This is a genomic window from Acinetobacter sp. ANC 4470 (assembly GCF_002135335.1).
Classification (GTDB): Bacteria; Pseudomonadota; Gammaproteobacteria; order Pseudomonadales; family Moraxellaceae; genus Acinetobacter.
This window is the reverse complement of the sequence record NZ_NEGC01000001.1, coordinates 147,002-164,225: the sequence shown is the minus strand read 5'-3', so window position 1 is coordinate 164,225 and position 17,224 is coordinate 147,002. Positions and strand designations below refer to the sequence as shown.

Below are 17,224 nucleotides of genomic sequence, written 5' to 3'. Positions count from 1 at the left end.
GTTTTTAAAATGTCATAAACAAAATAAAAAAAGTCGGTAAAGTAGTATGCAACAAGTTGCAAAGCCAAATATAAAAGGAACCTTCATGACAACTCGCTATGCAAATCTTTTAAAACCACTTCATTTAGGATTTACGACCATCAAAAACCGTGTTGTGATGGGGTCAATGCACACAGGTTTAGAAGATCGTTTTTATAATTATCCTAAACTCGCGGCATATTTTGGGGAACGTGCAAAAGGTGGTGTGGGGTTGATCATTACAGGTGGTATCTCACCCAATCGTTCAGGTTGGTTATTGCCAGCAGGCGGCACCATGAATACTTTGGGTGATGTTGCGCCACATCGTTTAGTGACACATGCTGTGCATAAACATGGCGCAAAAATTTTGATGCAGATTCTGCATGCTGGGCGTTATGGTTACCAACCTTTTGTGGTTTCTTCTAGTCCAATTAAATCACCCATTTCGCCTTTTAAACCACGTCAAATGAGTGAAAAGCAAATTTTAGATACCATTGATGATTATGCACAGACTGCCAGTATTGCTAAAAAAGCAGGCTATGATGGTGTAGAAATCATGGGTTCTGAAGGTTATTTACTGAACCAATTTCTAAGTCGCCATGTTAATCAGCGTGATGATCGTTGGGGAGGAGATATTGATAATCGAATGCGTTTTGCAGTTGATATTGTCAAAGCGATTCGTGAAAAAGTCGGTGAAAAATTTATTATCTGTTTTCGTTTATCGATGCTTGATCTGGTTCATGATGGCAATACCATGCAGGAAGTAATTTTAGTTGCTCAAGCTTTGGAAAAAGCAGGGGTAACATTGCTAAATACAGGTATTGGCTGGCATGAGGCACGTGTTCCTACTATTGTCACGTCTGTACCGCGTGCAGCATTTGCTGATTACACGGCTGAAGTGAAAAAGCATGTCACGATTCCAGTAATTGCTTCAAACCGTATTAACATGCCTGAAACAGCAGAAGCTATTTTGGCTGCTGGAAAAGCCGATATGATTCAGATGGCACGTCCGTTTTTAGCGGATGCATTCTGGGTGAGTAAAACTGCAACTAATCGTGTTGATGAAATTAATACCTGTATTGCCTGTAATCAAGCGTGTTTAGATCATACCTTTAAAAATCAACGTGCCAGCTGTTTAGTCAATCCACGTGCAGCGTATGAAACTGAATTGGTTTATTTAAAAACCAAAGCACCGAAAAAAATTGCAGTTGTCGGTGGTGGTGTAGCAGGCATGTCTGCTGCAACAGTGGCTGCTAGTCGCGGTCATCAGGTGACTTTATTTGAAGCTGCGCAAGAAATTGGCGGGCAGTTTAATTTAGCCAAAGTCGTTCCAGGTAAAGAAGAGTTTCACGAAACTATTCGCTACTTTAAAGTTCAAATTGAAAAAACAGGGGTAGAGCTGCGTTTAAATACCAAAGTGAACCGTGAGCAATTAGAACGTGAAGGTTTTGATGAGGTGATTGTCGCAACAGGTGTTGTGCCGCGTGGTTTGAAAATTGAAGGAAGTCATGCACCGCAAGTGTTGTCGTATGCAGAAGTATTACGTGGTGCTGCCGTTGGTAATCGTGTTGCAGTGATTGGTGCAGGCGGTATTGGGTTTGATGTTTCTGAATTTTTATTGAAACCAGAGCATCAACCTCAGCCACAACCGTTGGCGGATTGGCAACGTGAGTGGGGGATTGATCCAAATCCGAGTTATATTTCTGAAGGTGGTCTGCAACCCGCGCAAGTCGATCATCCTGTGCGTGAAATCTATTTGTTGCAACGTAAAACTACGTCTTTAGGTGCTGGTTTAGGAAAAACATCGGGTTGGGTGCATCGCGCGCAACTTAAAAAACATGCTGTTAAAATGTTGCGTGGAGTGCAATATAAATCTATTACTGATGAAGGTTTATGGATTGAAACCAATGGCTATGACCAACTTTTACGTGTAGATACTGTGGTCGTTTGTGCAGGGCAAGAGTCAGTAAAAGACATCATGCCAAATGAAGGTGAAAATACTTTGGCAAATTACCATATTATTGGTGGTGCAAAACTGGCGGCAGAGCTTGATGCGAAGCGTGCAATTCGTGAAGGTGCTGAATTAGCAGCCAAATTATAACAATGTGGTGAAACAATATTCATTTGAATGGTTTACTTGTAATTTTTACTTGTCAGTTTTTAAAAAGATCCGTATTATGGCGCACATGGAAGCGTGGCAGAGCGGTTTAATGCACCGGTCTTGAAAACCGACGAGGGTTTACCCCCTCCGTGAGTTCGAATCTCACCGCTTCCGCCACATTGAAGTTTCTGACACTGTTATAACACTATATAGGTATTTGACTTATAAGGTTAAAGTTAGAAATAAGCGGTATAGCAAGCTATGACACAGTACGTCAATGAGCGGTTATAAAGTATTAAAAAATGCAGTAAGATTATCTCTTACTGCATTTTTTTGTTTATACGCTATGACTGTATGTGGAATCAATAAACTGACTGCTTTACAGGTTAAAAAAGCAAAAAAAAATCCTGATAAAATGTATAAGCTCCCTATGGGCGTTTGTATGTAAATCTGGATGAGTCGGATGAACTCGGCACATTTATTTTTAGAACCACAGGTTTTAATAGTATTCAGACTCTGGCAGCACGGTTGAGTTATTACCGATGCAGCATCGGTGATCTACTTTCATGTTTACCTTTATAGCTGACCTTGAGAGGAAAGAGCACAACTCAAAGCTATCGTCAGCCTGTGTATTACTCTGTATGTTAAATATACAGAAGATAGTAATATGCAAAATACTTAAAACTTATAAAAATCTCAAAAATGCACATTAATTTTACAATTGAAGATGATCAAAAAACTATTGGGGAAGGACCAATCCAAGTAGGTTGGTTCTTAATTGATGATAAAGCTTCAATTCTTTTTGAGCCGCCTTACCGTATGCGCTCACAATCGCAAACTAAACATGCAAAATCTGCAAGCCGTTGCCCAGCGGTATTACAACTTGAAAGTCGTTATTTTGTGATCAATTGTCCTTTTGATTTTCATTTAAGATTTGATCGGGATCCGTCAGGTAAACCCACACTCATCAATGTCTTAGGTGATGCTTCACCTGTCCGTGGAAATAAACTGCGTGAATTGCTGGCATTGGTGAATGAAAATGAATGGCGTATACCCAATGTTCCCATTCTTCAATTAAAGCTTCCTTATTGTTTTATAGCAGATGAAGTGGTGTATATCACTCAACTCGATGCATTTGGGCATTACCGAAAAAATCCTTTACCCGGCACAATCTTTGGTGGGCGTTTCCCGATTCACATTTGGCCTCGTCCATTGATGTGGGCATTTGAATGGCATGAGACATCAAAAGATTTGATCTTAAAACGGGGGGAACCCCTATTTTATTGTCAGTTTGATGGTTTTGATCCTTCACGGACTGTGAAATTGATTCAAGCACAGAAAACCCCTGAGTTAATGCAATATATGGAGAAGATTTCAGGTGTAGTGAATTATGTAAATCAGACATTTTCATTGTTTAGCGAAGTGGAAAAAGTAAGACCAAGCCAATTAATTCAATCAAAATAAAAATACTGAGAAGAAAGATGAACTTAAAATTACTCAAACAAAAGCTTAAGGTGATTTTTTTATTACATTTAAGCTTGGGACTGCTTGCATGCTTCCCCCTCCTGAAGAGCGGGAAAAAGAAAGGTTACAGAAGTTTAATCAAAGAAATGCACCTGAGTTTAAAATTGTAGATCGAGTTTTATATGTAGATATGCAAGGGGATATTGAAAATAAGGCTCCACGTTTAAAACTAAAAGTCCCAATGAATTATTTACAAGGTGGAATTCGGGTAGATGATGGACGAGTAGGACAAATATTGTTAACTGGGGGGGCCATTTGGTTATTCTCGGCCTAAAGACCCTAATGAAAAGCCACAGCTAGGTACTATCAGGTTTGAAATTACAGAGAGTGGTCAACCTGTTATACGGAATAAAGATGGACGTCCTTCAAACAAAGAAGATATCTATGGATTTTTAATATCACTGTATTCAGGTAAAAGGCATCCAGTTAATAAAGTTGGAAGTACAGGCTCCACTCTTGATTCTAGAAATCCTTTCAGGGTAAAGGATGTGAATGGTTTGCAAAATTATAAAATATTGAGTTGCTATGATGTAGAAAAGTTAAAAGAAGATGTACGTTTAAAGAGAATAGGTTATGAGGCAGCACAGGTAACATTGGACAGGCTAGCCAATAAGGCACCAAATGATCCAACTCCTAAAAACTGTATTTCTATTGAGCGTGATCAATTCTGGATTTCACCGCCAGAGGTTCCAGCAGATGAAGCTGTAAAGATTTACTGTGGTAGTCTACCACTTTGTGAGATTTCATTTAGATATAAGTCAAGAGGGGTGGTCATCTATACACGTAAAAATAGATTACACGTAATTCCTAAGTGGCAAGCATATCGACAGCAAGTGATTAAAATAATTCAACAATTTGAAACACAGTAAATACAATAAAAAGGAATAAAAAATGAGTATTAATCCAAATATTACGACATCAGGTCAATTAAAATTAACGCAAAGTGAGATTAATTATCTGAGACAGTTTTTAGAGGCCAATGATCGAGGCGGCTATTACCTAGCTTTACCTAAGAGTCTATACGATATAGATGACTTATATGTTCAAAAAGATTCGAAAGGAAAAGTACTCACACTTATTAAATGTGAATATTCTGAATACCCATTAGTGCGAATATGCGAACAAAAATTTGTTTTAGAGCCTGAAATGAAGGTTCGAATCTTAGCAGTATTTCAAAGTGTTCATTTACAAGACTGGCAATTTATTCAACAACAAGCAAAAACAGTCGTACTGGGTTTTATCGTAAAACCTGAAAATTTTAAAAGGGAATAAGATGACAGCTACACAAACACTTTCAAGAGAAAGACTAAAACAATTAAAAAATTTATTGGAGATAGAGGGTATTAAAGCAACATCTGCAATTTATCAGGAGTTGTCCAATTTAGGATATAGATATGCAGGTTGTGCCTATGGAGTTACCACCGCTTCCGCCAAATATGTAAAAAGACCCTTGATTTTCAAGGGTCTTTTTTTATGCCTATACTTTTGTTCCACATAGTAACCCATATAAAAATCTGGATTATAAAAGTTTTAAAATAAGCTAATGAACAAGGAATTGGATACGAGTTAAGTTTTTGTTTTGATTATGGTTAGTTTTATGCCTACGGACTATTTATGCTTCTTACTTTAAAATTTATGTCCTTGAATGTATGCATAAGCTCCAAGCTAAAATTTATGTAATATAGCTAAAAAATTCTGTAACTCTTCCTCATTAATAGCCTGATTATTTTTTAATACATACTCTTTAAGCTGTGTTCCTATTCATTGATTCTGATAGTACTTTTGATTATTGCTACCTGCTGTAGTACATCTATACAAAAAAAATTGGTGGCTCTTTAATGAATGTTTTTTTTACGGTATCAAATGAACCTTGGCTATTCATAAAGAAATTGTACATATAAGCGTAGAAATTCACTATCTTAACCAAGCATAGCTGTATTAATATCAAAAACCTTAAATGGTAGTACTTAATGTTAGTTGCTTAAGTGTGATGAGTTAGTAAAAAATGAATGTTTTTTACTAATAAATAATCTGGTGAAAACATGATGGATACCGTTTTTTTATCCTAATTTTTGGTTGATTTATGGAAAACATCGAAGTTTTTAAGGCCCTATTTTTAGGGTTTATTGAAGGGTTAACTGAATTTTTACCTATTTCAAGTACAGGTCATTTAATTTTATTTGGGCATATTATTGATTTTCAATCTGATGATGGGCGCGTTTTCGAAGTTGTCATTCAACTTGGGGCGATATTGGCTGTATGTTGGTTATACAGAAAAAAGATATTAGATTTAATAAAAGGTTTTTTTAGTGGGGATAGTGAAGCAAGGCATTTTGCAACAAGTGTCATTATTGCTTTTATACCTGCAGTCGTTATTGGTGTTTTAGCAGTAGACTTTATTAAGCAAGTTCTCTTTAATCCATTAGTTGTCTCTATTGCATTGATTGTAGGTGGTTTAATTATATTTTGGGTGGAATCTAAGCAGTTTGAACATAAAACCACAGAAGCTACAGAAATCACATTTAAACAAGCTTTAATCGTTGGATTTGCACAGTGTGTGGCAATGATTCCAGGTACATCACGTTCAGGTGCAACAATTGTTGGTGGAATGTTTGCAGGATTATCTCGAAAAGCAGCTACAGAATTTTCATTTTTTTTAGCTATGCCAACGATGTTGGGCGCTGCAACATTTGATTTAATTCGAAATGCTGATGTTTTGACTCAAGATAATTTGTTAAATATTTCATTAGGATTTGTTGCCGCCTTCATTTCAGCCTTATTTGTGGTAAAAGCTTTGGTTCTTTTTGTTGAAAAGCATACGCTAAGAGTATTTGCATGGTATCGCATTATATTAGGCATTATCATTATGGTAGTTTTATTTTAATTAAATTATGTGGTTAACATGGCTCTATCATGAGGATTGCTAATTTTATAAGGTTTATTTGAATTCGAGCTGACGATCTTTTTAAGTTAACTTTATTTTAATTTTGGGGCTGTAATCGGTTATCACATTGCTAATCTACTACAGCCCCAAATTTTTTATTGCGGTGCTTTACAAGATCAAAAAAAAGCAATAATTCACTCCATATTTTAATTCGGTGCGTTGTTTTTCATATTATTTTTTGGTTTTGTGGATAAATTCATTGTTTTAGCAGTTTTAGTTTTTCTTCTCTTTTTACTGTTCGGATTGCCGTACTAAATAAATTTACCGAATGAGGCAGATTCTTGACCTAAGTTGTGTTTTGAGTTTATTGGGTTGTAGTTAATTTTATTTTTTCGATATTAGTGCAACAAAAACTATAAAAGTAATAATAAGTAAAATTTGGTCGCCAAAAGGACGTGATTACGCACTATGCTTTATACAATAAGTAATGCTAAACAGGCGTTAAAAACGAAAACTTTTTTCTTCTATAAATACTGGATTGAATTAAATAATTTATTGAATGATAAGCTAAGATTGTATTTGCTTTTCGGTGTTTTTGCATGCAGATATTGAAATAGAGTCTTGGTTAAATGTTCATCAATAGACAGTGTGTATAAATTAAAAAAGCTATATCTGGAACTCATGCCAGTCAGTTCGGAAGTTAACTGGCATAGCTTCTCATTTGTGGGGCTTTATTGGTTTAACTGGTATTTGATACATGGTCGATCATTTAAATATTATTTTGATTAACCCGTCTGGAAAGTTCCTCTGCAGTCTCAAATCTCTCAGAATAACGGTCAGTTAAATAATCTGATTGCCCTCTGGTTAAAAGGGTGAATTTATACAGCTCTTCCATAACATCCACAATTCTTGTGTAGTAAGAAGAGGCTTTCATCCGACCATCTTCTTCAAATTCTAAAAAAGCTTTTGGGATAGACGATTGATTTGGAATTGTGATCATACGCATCCAGCGCCCCAGAATACGCAACTGATTAACTGCATTAAATGATTGCGAGCCACCACAAACTTGCATGACTGCTAGCGTTTTACCTTGCGTGGCACGAATCGCACCTGCGGCAAGCGGAATCCAGTCAATTTGAGCTTTTAAAATAGAACTCATTGAGCCATGTCGCTCAGGTGAACACCACACCATGCCCTCTGACCATGCTAGAAGTTCATGCAGTTCTGCAACTTTGGGATGAGCTGTATCCGCATCTTCAGGTAATGGAAGCCCTTTAGGATGGAAGATTTTTACTTCAGCACCGAGATGCTCCAATATTCGACCTGCTTCTTGAACAGCGAGTCGACTATAAGAGACTTCACGATTTGAACCGTAAAGCAGCAAAATACGTGGCGCATGATCAAGCGCTTTGGCTTGAACTTTGTCTAGAGTTGGTTGTTCAAGAAGATTTAAATCTACATTTGGAAGAGTCATCGCGTTATATCTCTTTAAATACTTTTTTTCTCAGCCAGAGTGAAACACTCACTAGGCCAATTAACACGGGCACTTCAACCAATGGTCCAACCACTGTTGTAAAAGCAACAGGCGATGCTAGTCCAAAAGTTGCAATGGCAACGGCTAAAGCCAATTCAAAATTGTTACCTGCCGCAGTAAAGGAGATAGCAGCAGTTTTTGGATAATCATTGCCCATCCACTTACTCATAAAGAAGCTAATGAAGAACATCACCACAAAGTAAATGGTTAAAGGAATTGCGATTCTGAGCACATCTAATGGCAAGCTAACAACTTCACCACCTTTCAGACTAAACATGGCAACAATGGTAAATAACAGAGCAAGAAGACTTAACGGACTAATTTTAGGAATAAATTTGCTTTGATACCAAAGCAATCCCTTTTGTTTCACAAGAATCAATCGGGTCAAAAAACCAAGTAAAAATGGGATACCTAAATAAACCAAAACTGCATGGGTAATTGTCCAGAAGCTAACATGAATAACTTGTGCTTCTACACCAAAATAGGGTGGTAAGACGGTCAAAAACAGCCAAGCATAGGTACTAAAGAACAGAATTTGGAAAATACTGTTAAATGCGACTAATCCTGCAACATACTGATTATCACCACAGGCCAAACCATTCCACACCAATACCATCGCAATACAACGAGCCAAGCCAATCAGGATCACACCTGTCATATATTCAGGATAGGATTGTAGAAAAATGAGTGCCAAAGCAAACATTAAACAAGGTGCAATTAGCCAGTTCTGAACCAAGGATAAAGTGAGCGTTCGCTTATCTTTAAATACTTGTGGCAACGTTGCATAGTCCACTTTGGCCAGTGGTGGATACATCATCAAAATCAAACCGATGGCAATCGGGATATTGACTGAATCAATGCTCATCTTGTCCAAGGCAACCGATGCTTGGGGGAAAAAAACCCCAATCCCTACACCGAATGCCATCGCAATGAAAATCCATAGGGTTAGGTTTTTATCTAAAAATGACATTTTAGAAGTAGACATAATCTTACTCAATATTTGAAATTTTATTGATTTCTGCAATAAGCTCAGAACGAGAAAGTTTGTTTACATCCAATGCAAATAAAGCATCCAAACGTTTATTAATATGATCAACCGTCACTAAAAAAGCGTTGAGCTTTTCTTCTTCAGGCAGCTCTAGGTGAGATGGATCAGATAATCCCCAATGCGCCTTAATCGCTCCGCCTAAGTAAAGCGGGCAAGCTTCTTGAGCTGCCGAATCACAAACGGTAATTACAACGTCAGGTTGATACTGTTCACAGTCATCAATGGTCTTGCTTGATAAACCATCAGTAGATAAGCCTAAATTTTGCAAAGTCTTAAGGGTGAGTGGATGAACCTGACCTGACGGTTGACTACCGGCACTGTAAGCTTTCCAACCTTCGGGCGCACGGCTATTGAATAACACTTCTGAAAGAATGCTACGACAACTGTTTCCAGTACATAAAAATAAGAATTTCATCGGTATTACTCGCAATGAATTGCAATGGACGAATTAACATGAGGATTATTCATCATGTCGTCATTTTGTTTTGAGATGATGTTTAAAACCTCATTTGCCCATTCAGGAAGATTTGGGTTTAAACGGTAATACACCCATTGCCCCTGTCTTTGATCAAGCAAAATGGAAAGATTTCGAAGCAAAGCCAAATGGCGAGAAATCTTCGGTTGGCTGAGTTGCAACTGTTCTGTCAGTTCACACACACAAATATTTTGTTTGGCCATGACTAACTTCAAAATGTCCAAACGCGTCGCGTCAGAAAGACACTTAAAGAAATCGGTTTGATTCATTTTCTGATTCCTTAATATATTTACTATTGCGAATATACGTATATCCATATATAAATACAATACTGTTTTGCACTGAGAAAAGTCATGTCACCAAAGATTAAGATTTATCATAACCCTGCTTGCGGAACGTCAAGAAATACACTTGAACTGATACGAAATACAGGATAAGAACCTGAAGTTATTGAGTATTTGAAAACGCCACCCAGTAAAGCAGAATTAATGATTTTAATTGAAAAATCAGGGCTTTCTGTGCGTGAAGCCATTCGTAAAAATGTTGAACCTTACGAAAAACTGGAATTAGATCAACAGCATTGGACTGATGATCAGTTGATCGGTTTTATGCTTGAATATCCAATTTTAATTAATCGTCCTTTTGTTGTTACTGAATTAGGCGTTAAGTTGTGTCGACCGTCAGAAGCGGTATTAGATATACTTTGTGCACCTCAACTGCAAGCATTGAGTAAGGAAGATGGTGAAGTGATTATTGATGAAAATCGAAATAGAATTAAATAATCAGATTGCGATGACATTTAAATTTTATACAACGTTTGTTATATGAAGCTAAAAGCGTGGATTCAGTAGCTACATTTTGTATTGGATGAATATTTTTCTAAAAATCTAGAATGTTTTAGTGATTAAATTTATTAGATAACTTGGTTTATTAGATAACTTGGTTTATTAGATAATGGGGTTTACTAGATAACTGGCATAAATCAAAAAATATTCAATATTGGATTCTTTAAAATTAGCACTGCCTCATTTTATTAATTCGATTTTTATACCTTTGTTATGTTCATCGAAAAACAACTTATGAAAGAAGTTGATCGCTTTTGGCTTGTTTTTTTCTAAATGATTCACTTTATAGAAAGCTGGATTGAATACTATAGATACAGCTTTACTGGGGAGATTAACTCGTATCCTATAAATCTGAGTGCTTTCGACAAAAATGGTCGCTATAATGGGGGCTTAAAGTTTAAGATTATTCTATGAAGAGAAAGACATTTCTGATACAGATGTTCCTGCTATTGTTTACATTCCAAAGTATTTGGAATGTAGCGGAAGCGGCGTGTCTGCATGAAATGCCAAATGTGACTTCATTTCTAAATGATCCATCTCTTGTTCAACCAAATATACAGCGTAATGACAATAAGAACAGTTTGGTAGATGATCAAAAAATTTATGATTACTGTCAGAAAATATGTTTTAACGACAGGTGTAGTCACTTATCGAATCATATTGCACTTGAGCTAGATACACCGCCTTATTATAACGATAAACCCAATTTTCAAGTCGATATTCTACAGTCGCATCCTTGGGTAAATTTTTATCAATCTCCCTATCTTCATCTTTTATCACCTCCTCCCGAATTGTCCCCGCTAACGGTGGGGTAGCCTAAAACAACCCACCATCATTCTATTCATGTTTGTGGGACATCTTCATGTCAAAAAAAGTTTTAACTTATTATATGGGTTTGAATGGAAAAGCGACTGCTCAGCTAAAAAAAGGTCAGTTTGTTGCATTCATACTCGGAATATCCATTTCAGCGAGCATTTTTGCTGATCAATCCATTGCATCCAAAAATCAGCAAGATTCAGATTTCAATCAAATATTAATGCGTGTTGAAGGTCATCAAAATCAAATTCGTACCTTGCAAACCCAACAGGACATTGCGACAGCTAAACTGAAACAAAGCCAGCTTTGGGCGAACCCAAGCCTATCTGTGCAAAAAACAGGGTTTAAGTCTGATCAGGACCAAGAGTTAGATATCGAGATTAGCCAACCTTTAGATGTTTTTGGTCAACGTCGTAGCCGAAAAAATTTAGCAAAAGTTGAACTCTCTCAAGTTGATTTAAATCAAAAATTATATCAAGCAGAAACCTTATTGGCTGTGAAATATTTATGGTCTCAAGTTCTTGTATTGCAAGAAGAGCTAAAAATTAGCAAAACTCAATTAGCAGACAGTCAAGCAAATGTGGATGCCAGCCGATTGCGTTATCGTGCAGGGAGTGTTTCCAGATTGGATTTGGATCGTACTTTAGTGACTCACATTGAAAGTCAGCGACGGACACAAGAAGTAGAGTTGTCCTTAACCACGGTGAAAAGACAATTGGCAAATTTGTGGGGGGCAGCTGAACTTGATCATGATTTGAGAGCAAGCCGTGCTCAACTATGGCCATCCGATACCACCGCCTTTGTGCAAAAATCGCTCAATGAAAATTTATTGCTACAAAATATTCAACTGCAAAAAGCCAAACAGCAAGCCAATTTAAAATACTTAAAGGCACAATCTAGACCCAATCCGAATGTGCTTTTGGGGATCACCAATAGTAAACAAGCCGATTTAAACAATACTGAAAGTCAAATAAGGTTAGGGGTTGAAATACCTTTGAATATATTTGATCGTCAGCAATATGGCATGCAAATCGCCCAAGCAAAACAAGATTTATTAGATCAGCAACAGCAGTATTACCAACAGCAGAATAAGACTCAACTGGACACTTTATTGCTTGAGCTGAAGGGTCTGAAATGGCAATACGACTTGATCAATGATCAACAAATTCCGCTATCGGAGTCCGTACATCAAAAAACCTTACTGGGTTTTAAGGTGGGTAAATATTCTATCACTGATGTACATCAAGCCAGCATTCAGCTTCAGGAACAACGCTTGAACAAAATACAAATGTTAAAACAAGCATGGCAAAAATCGTTGCAAGCTGAAAGTTTAGCCTTGGGGGTGGATTCAGATACGATTATGTCACCCGATGCACTGATGAAAATTAATCAAAATTTATGGCAATCCACAAATGACCTGAACTCAGTGGTAGGAGAATAAAAATGTCTGTATATCAAGCAAAAAAACAATGGGTTTGGATCATTGCCATTATCATCGTGAGTACCGTTCTGAGTGCCGTTTTATTATTCAGTGGTAAAGAAAAACCAAGTAAAGAGGCTGATGCACATGCAGATGAAGAACATGGACATAGCGAGACTGAGGAAGCTCATGCTGAAGATGAATCGTTAAACTTCACATCAAAACAATTGGTTGAGTTTGGCGTGAAATTAGCACAAGTTGAATTGGGTGAAGTTGAACGAAAACAGCAATATCCAGCTAGACTTGTGGTGAATACTGACCAACAAGCGCATGTGGAGGCGAGTTTTGCAGGGCGAGTTGAGAGTGTTGCTGTAATCTTGGGACAGGACGTGAAAAAAGGACAGGCTTTAGCCACGCTTTTTATTCCTGACCTTGTGGATCAACAAGCCAACTTAAGTATTGCTCAGGAAGCTTTAACTTTAGCTTCGCAAGACTATCAAAGAGAAAAACAGCTTTTTAATCAGGGTATCTCTGCTCGACAGGATTATCAACGCGCATATAACGCTTATCGACAAGCGGAGATTCAAGTTCAAGCTGCTCGAAGTCGTTTATCAGCACTAGGTGCAAGCAGTGGCAGTCAAGGGCGCTATGTGATTAAAGCACCTTTTAATGGGGTGATTACGAAAAAAGACATCGTTGTTGGTGAAAATATTTCTGCGGATAAGCAATTATTTGTTATTGATCAGCTGGATCAATTATGGGTTGAATTTATTTTACCGAGTGCTGCAAATATTCATGTTCAACCGAATCAGGAAATTGAATTTAAATCTTTGCAAACCAATCATTTATTTAAAGCGCGAGTACAGGCTTTAACAACGGAAGCGGATAGTCAAACAGGACGTTTACAAGTTCGCGCGAAAGTCTTAACACCAGCGCAAGAACTTCGTCCAAATTTAATGGTGAATGTTTTATTAACAGGTGAAGCAACACTACAACCTGTATTACGTGTTGCTAAAGCCGCGATTCAACAGATTGATGGTCAACAGGTCGTGTTTGTTGCCAAAACTGAAAAAGATCAAATTCATCTGACGGCAAGCCCTGTACAACTTGGCAACTATTCAAGTGATGCTCAATGGGTCGAAATTAAATCGGGTTTGACTGAAAAACAGCAATATGTCAGTCAGGGTAGTTTTCTGTTGAAATCAGAAATGGAGAAGGGAGAGGCTGAACATGCCCATTAATTCTCAAGACGACCTTTTTCCGAGTAAAGGATTATTCGATCGAATCATTCAGTTTTCTATTCGTAATGCCATTTGGGTGATGTTGTTTGTCGTCGCATGGATTGCTATCGGAATATATAGTTATCAAAAACTTACGATAGATGCTGTACCTGATATCACTAATGTTCAAGTTCAAATTAACAGTCAAGCCAATGGCTTTACCGCACTTGAGGTTGAGCAACGGATTACCTATCCGATTGAAAATGCCATGTCAGGTATGTCAAACCTAGAGCAGACACGGTCGGTTTCTCGTTACGGACTGTCGCAAGTCACCATTATTTTTAAAGATGGCACAGATATTTACTGGGCGAGACAACTGATTAACCAACGTTTGCAAGAAGCCAAAAGTGCTTTACCTGAAGATGTTGAGCCACAAATGTCACCCATCTCGACAGGTTTAGGGGAAATCTATCAGTGGGTGATCAAAGCAGAACCGAATGCCAAAAAGCCAGATGGCACGCCTTATACTGCGATGGATTTAAGGGAAGTCCAAGACTGGATTGTCCGTCCTCAGCTGCAACGTGTTGAAGGTGTTGCTGAAGTCAATAGTATTGGCGGTTATGAGAAAACCTATATTGTTTCCCCAGATTTAACCCGGTTACAACAGATCCAAATTTCAGTGGCAGAGTTGGAGCAGGCACTTAAAGATAACAATGGCAATCGGGGTGCAGGTTTTATTGAAGATAATGGGCAACAACTGACCGTACGTGTGCCAGGTTTATTGTCCTCTGTTCAAGATATTGAAAATGTCAGCATTAGTACCAAAAATGGCTTACCGATTAGGGTAGGTGATGTGGCTTCAGTCTCGATTGGTCATGATTTACGTACAGGCGGTGCGACGTATAACGGTGAAGAAACCGTATTGGGTACTGCCATGATGATGATGGGCGAAAATAGTAAGTCCATCGCTCAAGCGGTAGATCAAAAAGTTCAAGCAATTCAACAGTCATTACCAAAAGGTGTGGTAATTGAAACTGTTTATGATCGTAGTCATTTGGTGGATAAGGCAATTAAGACGGTGGCCAAAAACCTCATTGAAGGTGCCATCCTTGTTATTGTGATCCTGTTTATTTTTCTAGGCAATTTTAGAGCTGCACTGATTACCGCATGTGTTATTCCGCTTTCGATGTTGTTTACATTGACAGGCATGGCAGAGCAGAAAATCAGCGCCAATCTGATGAGTTTAGGCGCTTTAGATTTTGGAATTATCGTTGATGGTGCAGTGGTGATTGTTGAAAACTGTATCCGTCGCTTAGCCGAAGCTCAACAGCATAAAGGTAAAAGATTAACGCGTTCTGAACGTTTTACGGAAGTATTTTTAGCTGCAAAACAAGCAAGACGTCCGCTGATATTTGGGCAAATCATCATTATGGTGGTGTATTTCCCGATTTTTGCACTGGAAGGCGTTGAAGCGAAAATGTTCCATCCAATGGCAATGACCGTGGTTCTTGCACTGGTTGGCGCGATTATTTTATCTATTACTTTTGTGCCAGCAGCTATCGCTTTGTTCCTAACAGGCGATGTAAAAGAAACAGAAAGTCGTTGGATGAGTTCGTTAAAAAATGGCTATGCAAAACTTTTAGATCAAGCCTATGCCTTTAAATATGTGGTCGTAACAGCAGCAATCAGTATTTTGCTCCTCACGGCTGTGATGTCGACACGTGTGGGAACTGAGTTTTCTCCAACATTGAGTGAAGGGGATTTTGCCCTGCAATTACTGCGCGCACCGAGCACAGGGATTGAAGAATCGTTAAGAATACAAGAAGGGCTAGAAAAGCAGCTTTTAAAAGAATTTCCTGAAATTAAGGCCATTTTCTCTCGTACAGGTACGGCTGAAGTCGCAACAGATGTCATGCCTCCGAATATTTCCGATAGTGTTGTGTTGTTGAAACCTCATGATCAATGGTCGAATCAAAATGAAACGATTGATGATTTGCGAGCACGAATGCTGGAGTTTGTGGAGAAAATTCCTGGCAATAACAGTGAATTTTCGCAACCGATTGAACTGCGTTTTAATGAGTTAATTTCGGGGATTCGCAGTGATGTCGGCATCAAGATTTTTGGTGATGATATGCAGACGCTGAATCAAGAAGCGGAAAAGATTGCGGAAAAACTGAAAAAAATTGAAGGTGCAAGCGAAGTTAAAGTGGAGCAAACCGACGGTTTGCCTATGTTGAATGTCGATATTGATCATGCTTTGGCAGCACAATATGGTTTATCGATTAAAGCTATACAGGATTTAGTTGCGACCAGTATTGGTGGTCAGAATGTGGGGGAAATTTTACAAGGTGATCGACGTTTCGATTTTGTGATTCGACTAGACGAAAGCATGCGAACGCCACAGCAACTGGCAATGTTACCGATTCAACTTCCAAATGGTGGATTGATTCAACTACAAGATGTTGCCAAAGTTGAAAATATTTTGGGGATTAGCCAAGTCAGTCGAGAAAATGGCAAACGCCGTGTTGTGGTCACAGCCAATGTCCGTGATCGTGATTTAGGCTCTTTTGTGCAAGAAATGCAACAAGAGCTGAAACAACAGGTCTTACCTGCGGGGTATTGGTTGGGCTATGGTGGTCAGTTTGAAAATTTAGCTTCAGCAAAAGCCAGAATGCAAATTGTCATCCCTATGGCATTCATCATCATTTTTGTTTTATTGATGGCTGTGTTTAATAACGTTAAAGATAGTTTACTGGTTTTCAGTGGTGTGCCATTTGCATTGTCTGGTGGATTAATGGCGTTATGGTTAAGAGATATTCCAATCTCGATGTCAGCAGGCATTGGCTTTATTGCACTGTCAGGTGTCGCTGTGTTAAATGGTCTGGTCATGCTGACTTTTATTAAAGAGTTAAGAGAAAAGTTTGATGTCCATACCGCAACATGGTCAGGTGCAGTTTTACGTTTACGTCCTGTATTAATGACGGCTTGTGTTGCTTCTTTGGGCTTTATTCCAATGGCATTGGCGACGGGAACAGGGGCAGAAGTGCAGAGACCTTTAGCAACCGTGGTCATTGGTGGCATTATTTCTTCTACGTTTCTGACGTTGTTAATTTTACCTGTGTTATATCGCTGGTTAAATGAGAGAAAGACTCAGGTTAGTTAACATTTTAAAATGCTAAATCAGTAAAGAGACAAGCTAAAGCAACTGAGTGCTCAGTATTTTGCTTTAGCTTGTTGCCCCATCACTGATGATGCATTTGATTGGATTAGAGACTGAATTTTACTGACGCATTATTTTTGCTGAAATTTCAAACAAATTCCAATTAGTTCTAAATACAT

Annotated in this window: 13 protein-coding genes, 1 tRNA gene and 3 pseudogenes; 13 read left to right on the top strand and 4 right to left on the bottom strand. The window is 38.1% G+C overall.

Annotated features, from left to right (window positions below; translation table 11 throughout):
- Positions 1–85: 85 nt before the first annotated feature.
- The 9 genes and pseudogenes from B9T25_RS00820 to B9T25_RS00780 all read left to right on the top strand — a co-directional run bounded on the left by B9T25_RS00820 (position 86) and on the right by B9T25_RS00780 (position 6,527).
- The gene (locus B9T25_RS00820) at positions 86–2,119 is read left to right on the top strand and encodes an NADPH-dependent 2,4-dienoyl-CoA reductase (protein ID WP_086186611.1); all 2,034 of its coding nucleotides are present in this window, start codon (positions 86–88) and stop codon (positions 2,117–2,119) included.
- Between the two features lie 87 nt (positions 2,120–2,206).
- Positions 2,207–2,296, top strand: a tRNA-Ser gene (locus B9T25_RS00815).
- Between the two features lie 169 nt (positions 2,297–2,465).
- A pseudogene (locus B9T25_RS14815) lies at positions 2,466–2,555 on the top strand (DUF4102 domain-containing protein); the annotation flags it as partial.
- A pseudogene (locus B9T25_RS00810) lies at positions 2,546–2,698 on the top strand (hydrolase or metal-binding protein); the annotation flags it as partial. The pseudogenes B9T25_RS14815 and B9T25_RS00810, both read left to right, overlap by 10 nt.
- A gap of 123 nt (positions 2,699–2,821) precedes the next feature.
- Entirely contained in the window at positions 2,822–3,583 is a 762-nt protein-coding gene (locus B9T25_RS00805; RefSeq protein WP_086186610.1) for a hypothetical protein, read from the top strand.
- Between the two features lie 88 nt (positions 3,584–3,671).
- Positions 3,672–3,917, top strand: a complete 246-nt coding sequence (locus B9T25_RS00800) for a hypothetical protein (protein ID WP_086186609.1) — start codon at positions 3,672–3,674, stop codon at positions 3,915–3,917.
- A gap of 214 nt (positions 3,918–4,131) precedes the next feature.
- Positions 4,132–4,512 carry a hypothetical protein gene (locus tag B9T25_RS00795; RefSeq protein WP_086186608.1) on the top strand — a complete coding sequence of 127 codons (381 nt, stop codon included), beginning with the start codon at positions 4,132–4,134 and terminating at the stop codon, positions 4,510–4,512.
- Positions 4,513–4,534: 22 nt separating this feature from the next.
- On the top strand, positions 4,535–4,915 hold the full coding sequence (locus tag B9T25_RS00790) for a hypothetical protein (RefSeq protein ID WP_086186607.1): 381 nt from the start codon (positions 4,535–4,537) through the stop codon (positions 4,913–4,915).
- A gap of 811 nt (positions 4,916–5,726) precedes the next feature.
- Positions 5,727–6,527 (top strand): undecaprenyl-diphosphate phosphatase, encoded by an 801-nt coding sequence (locus tag B9T25_RS00780; RefSeq protein ID WP_086186605.1) that lies wholly within the window; start codon positions 5,727–5,729, stop codon positions 6,525–6,527.
- A gap of 769 nt (positions 6,528–7,296) precedes the next feature.
- On the opposite strand, the gene arsH is transcribed toward B9T25_RS00780, so the two are convergent.
- The 4 genes from arsH to B9T25_RS00760 are packed head-to-tail and all read right to left on the bottom strand — an operon-like array spanning position 7,297 to position 9,853.
- Entirely contained in the window at positions 7,297–8,001 is a 705-nt protein-coding gene (gene arsH, locus B9T25_RS00775; RefSeq protein WP_086186604.1) for an arsenical resistance protein ArsH, read from the bottom strand.
- Between the two features lie 4 nt (positions 8,002–8,005).
- Positions 8,006–9,046, bottom strand: coding sequence for an ACR3 family arsenite efflux transporter (gene arsB / locus B9T25_RS00770; protein ID WP_086186603.1), 1,041 nt, complete (start codon positions 9,044–9,046; stop codon positions 8,006–8,008).
- A gap of 4 nt (positions 9,047–9,050) precedes the next feature.
- The gene (locus tag B9T25_RS00765) at positions 9,051–9,524 is read right to left on the bottom strand and encodes an arsenate reductase ArsC (RefSeq protein WP_086186602.1); all 474 of its coding nucleotides are present in this window, start codon (positions 9,522–9,524) and stop codon (positions 9,051–9,053) included.
- 5 nt (positions 9,525–9,529) lie between these two features.
- Positions 9,530–9,853 carry a metalloregulator ArsR/SmtB family transcription factor gene (locus B9T25_RS00760; RefSeq protein ID WP_086186601.1) on the bottom strand — a complete coding sequence of 108 codons (324 nt, stop codon included), beginning with the start codon at positions 9,851–9,853 and terminating at the stop codon, positions 9,530–9,532.
- Between the two features lie 84 nt (positions 9,854–9,937).
- On the opposite strand from B9T25_RS00760, the pseudogene arsC reads away from it, so the two are divergent.
- From arsC to B9T25_RS00735, 4 genes and pseudogenes are all read left to right on the top strand, one after another.
- Positions 9,938–10,366: pseudogene (arsC, locus tag B9T25_RS00755) on the top strand (arsenate reductase (glutaredoxin)).
- Positions 10,367–11,291: 925 nt separating this feature from the next.
- Positions 11,292–12,686 carry a TolC family protein gene (locus tag B9T25_RS00745; protein ID WP_086186599.1) on the top strand — a complete coding sequence of 465 codons (1,395 nt, stop codon included), beginning with the start codon at positions 11,292–11,294 and terminating at the stop codon, positions 12,684–12,686.
- A 2-nt stretch (positions 12,687–12,688) separates the two neighbouring features.
- A complete protein-coding gene (locus B9T25_RS00740) occupies positions 12,689–13,906 on the top strand; it encodes an efflux RND transporter periplasmic adaptor subunit (protein WP_086186598.1) in 1,218 nt (405 codons plus the stop codon).
- Positions 13,896–17,048 carry an efflux RND transporter permease subunit gene (locus B9T25_RS00735; RefSeq protein WP_086186597.1) on the top strand — a complete coding sequence of 1,051 codons (3,153 nt, stop codon included), beginning with the start codon at positions 13,896–13,898 and terminating at the stop codon, positions 17,046–17,048. The genes B9T25_RS00740 and B9T25_RS00735 overlap by 11 nt, the downstream gene beginning before the upstream one ends.
- Positions 17,049–17,224 lie beyond the last annotated feature (176 nt).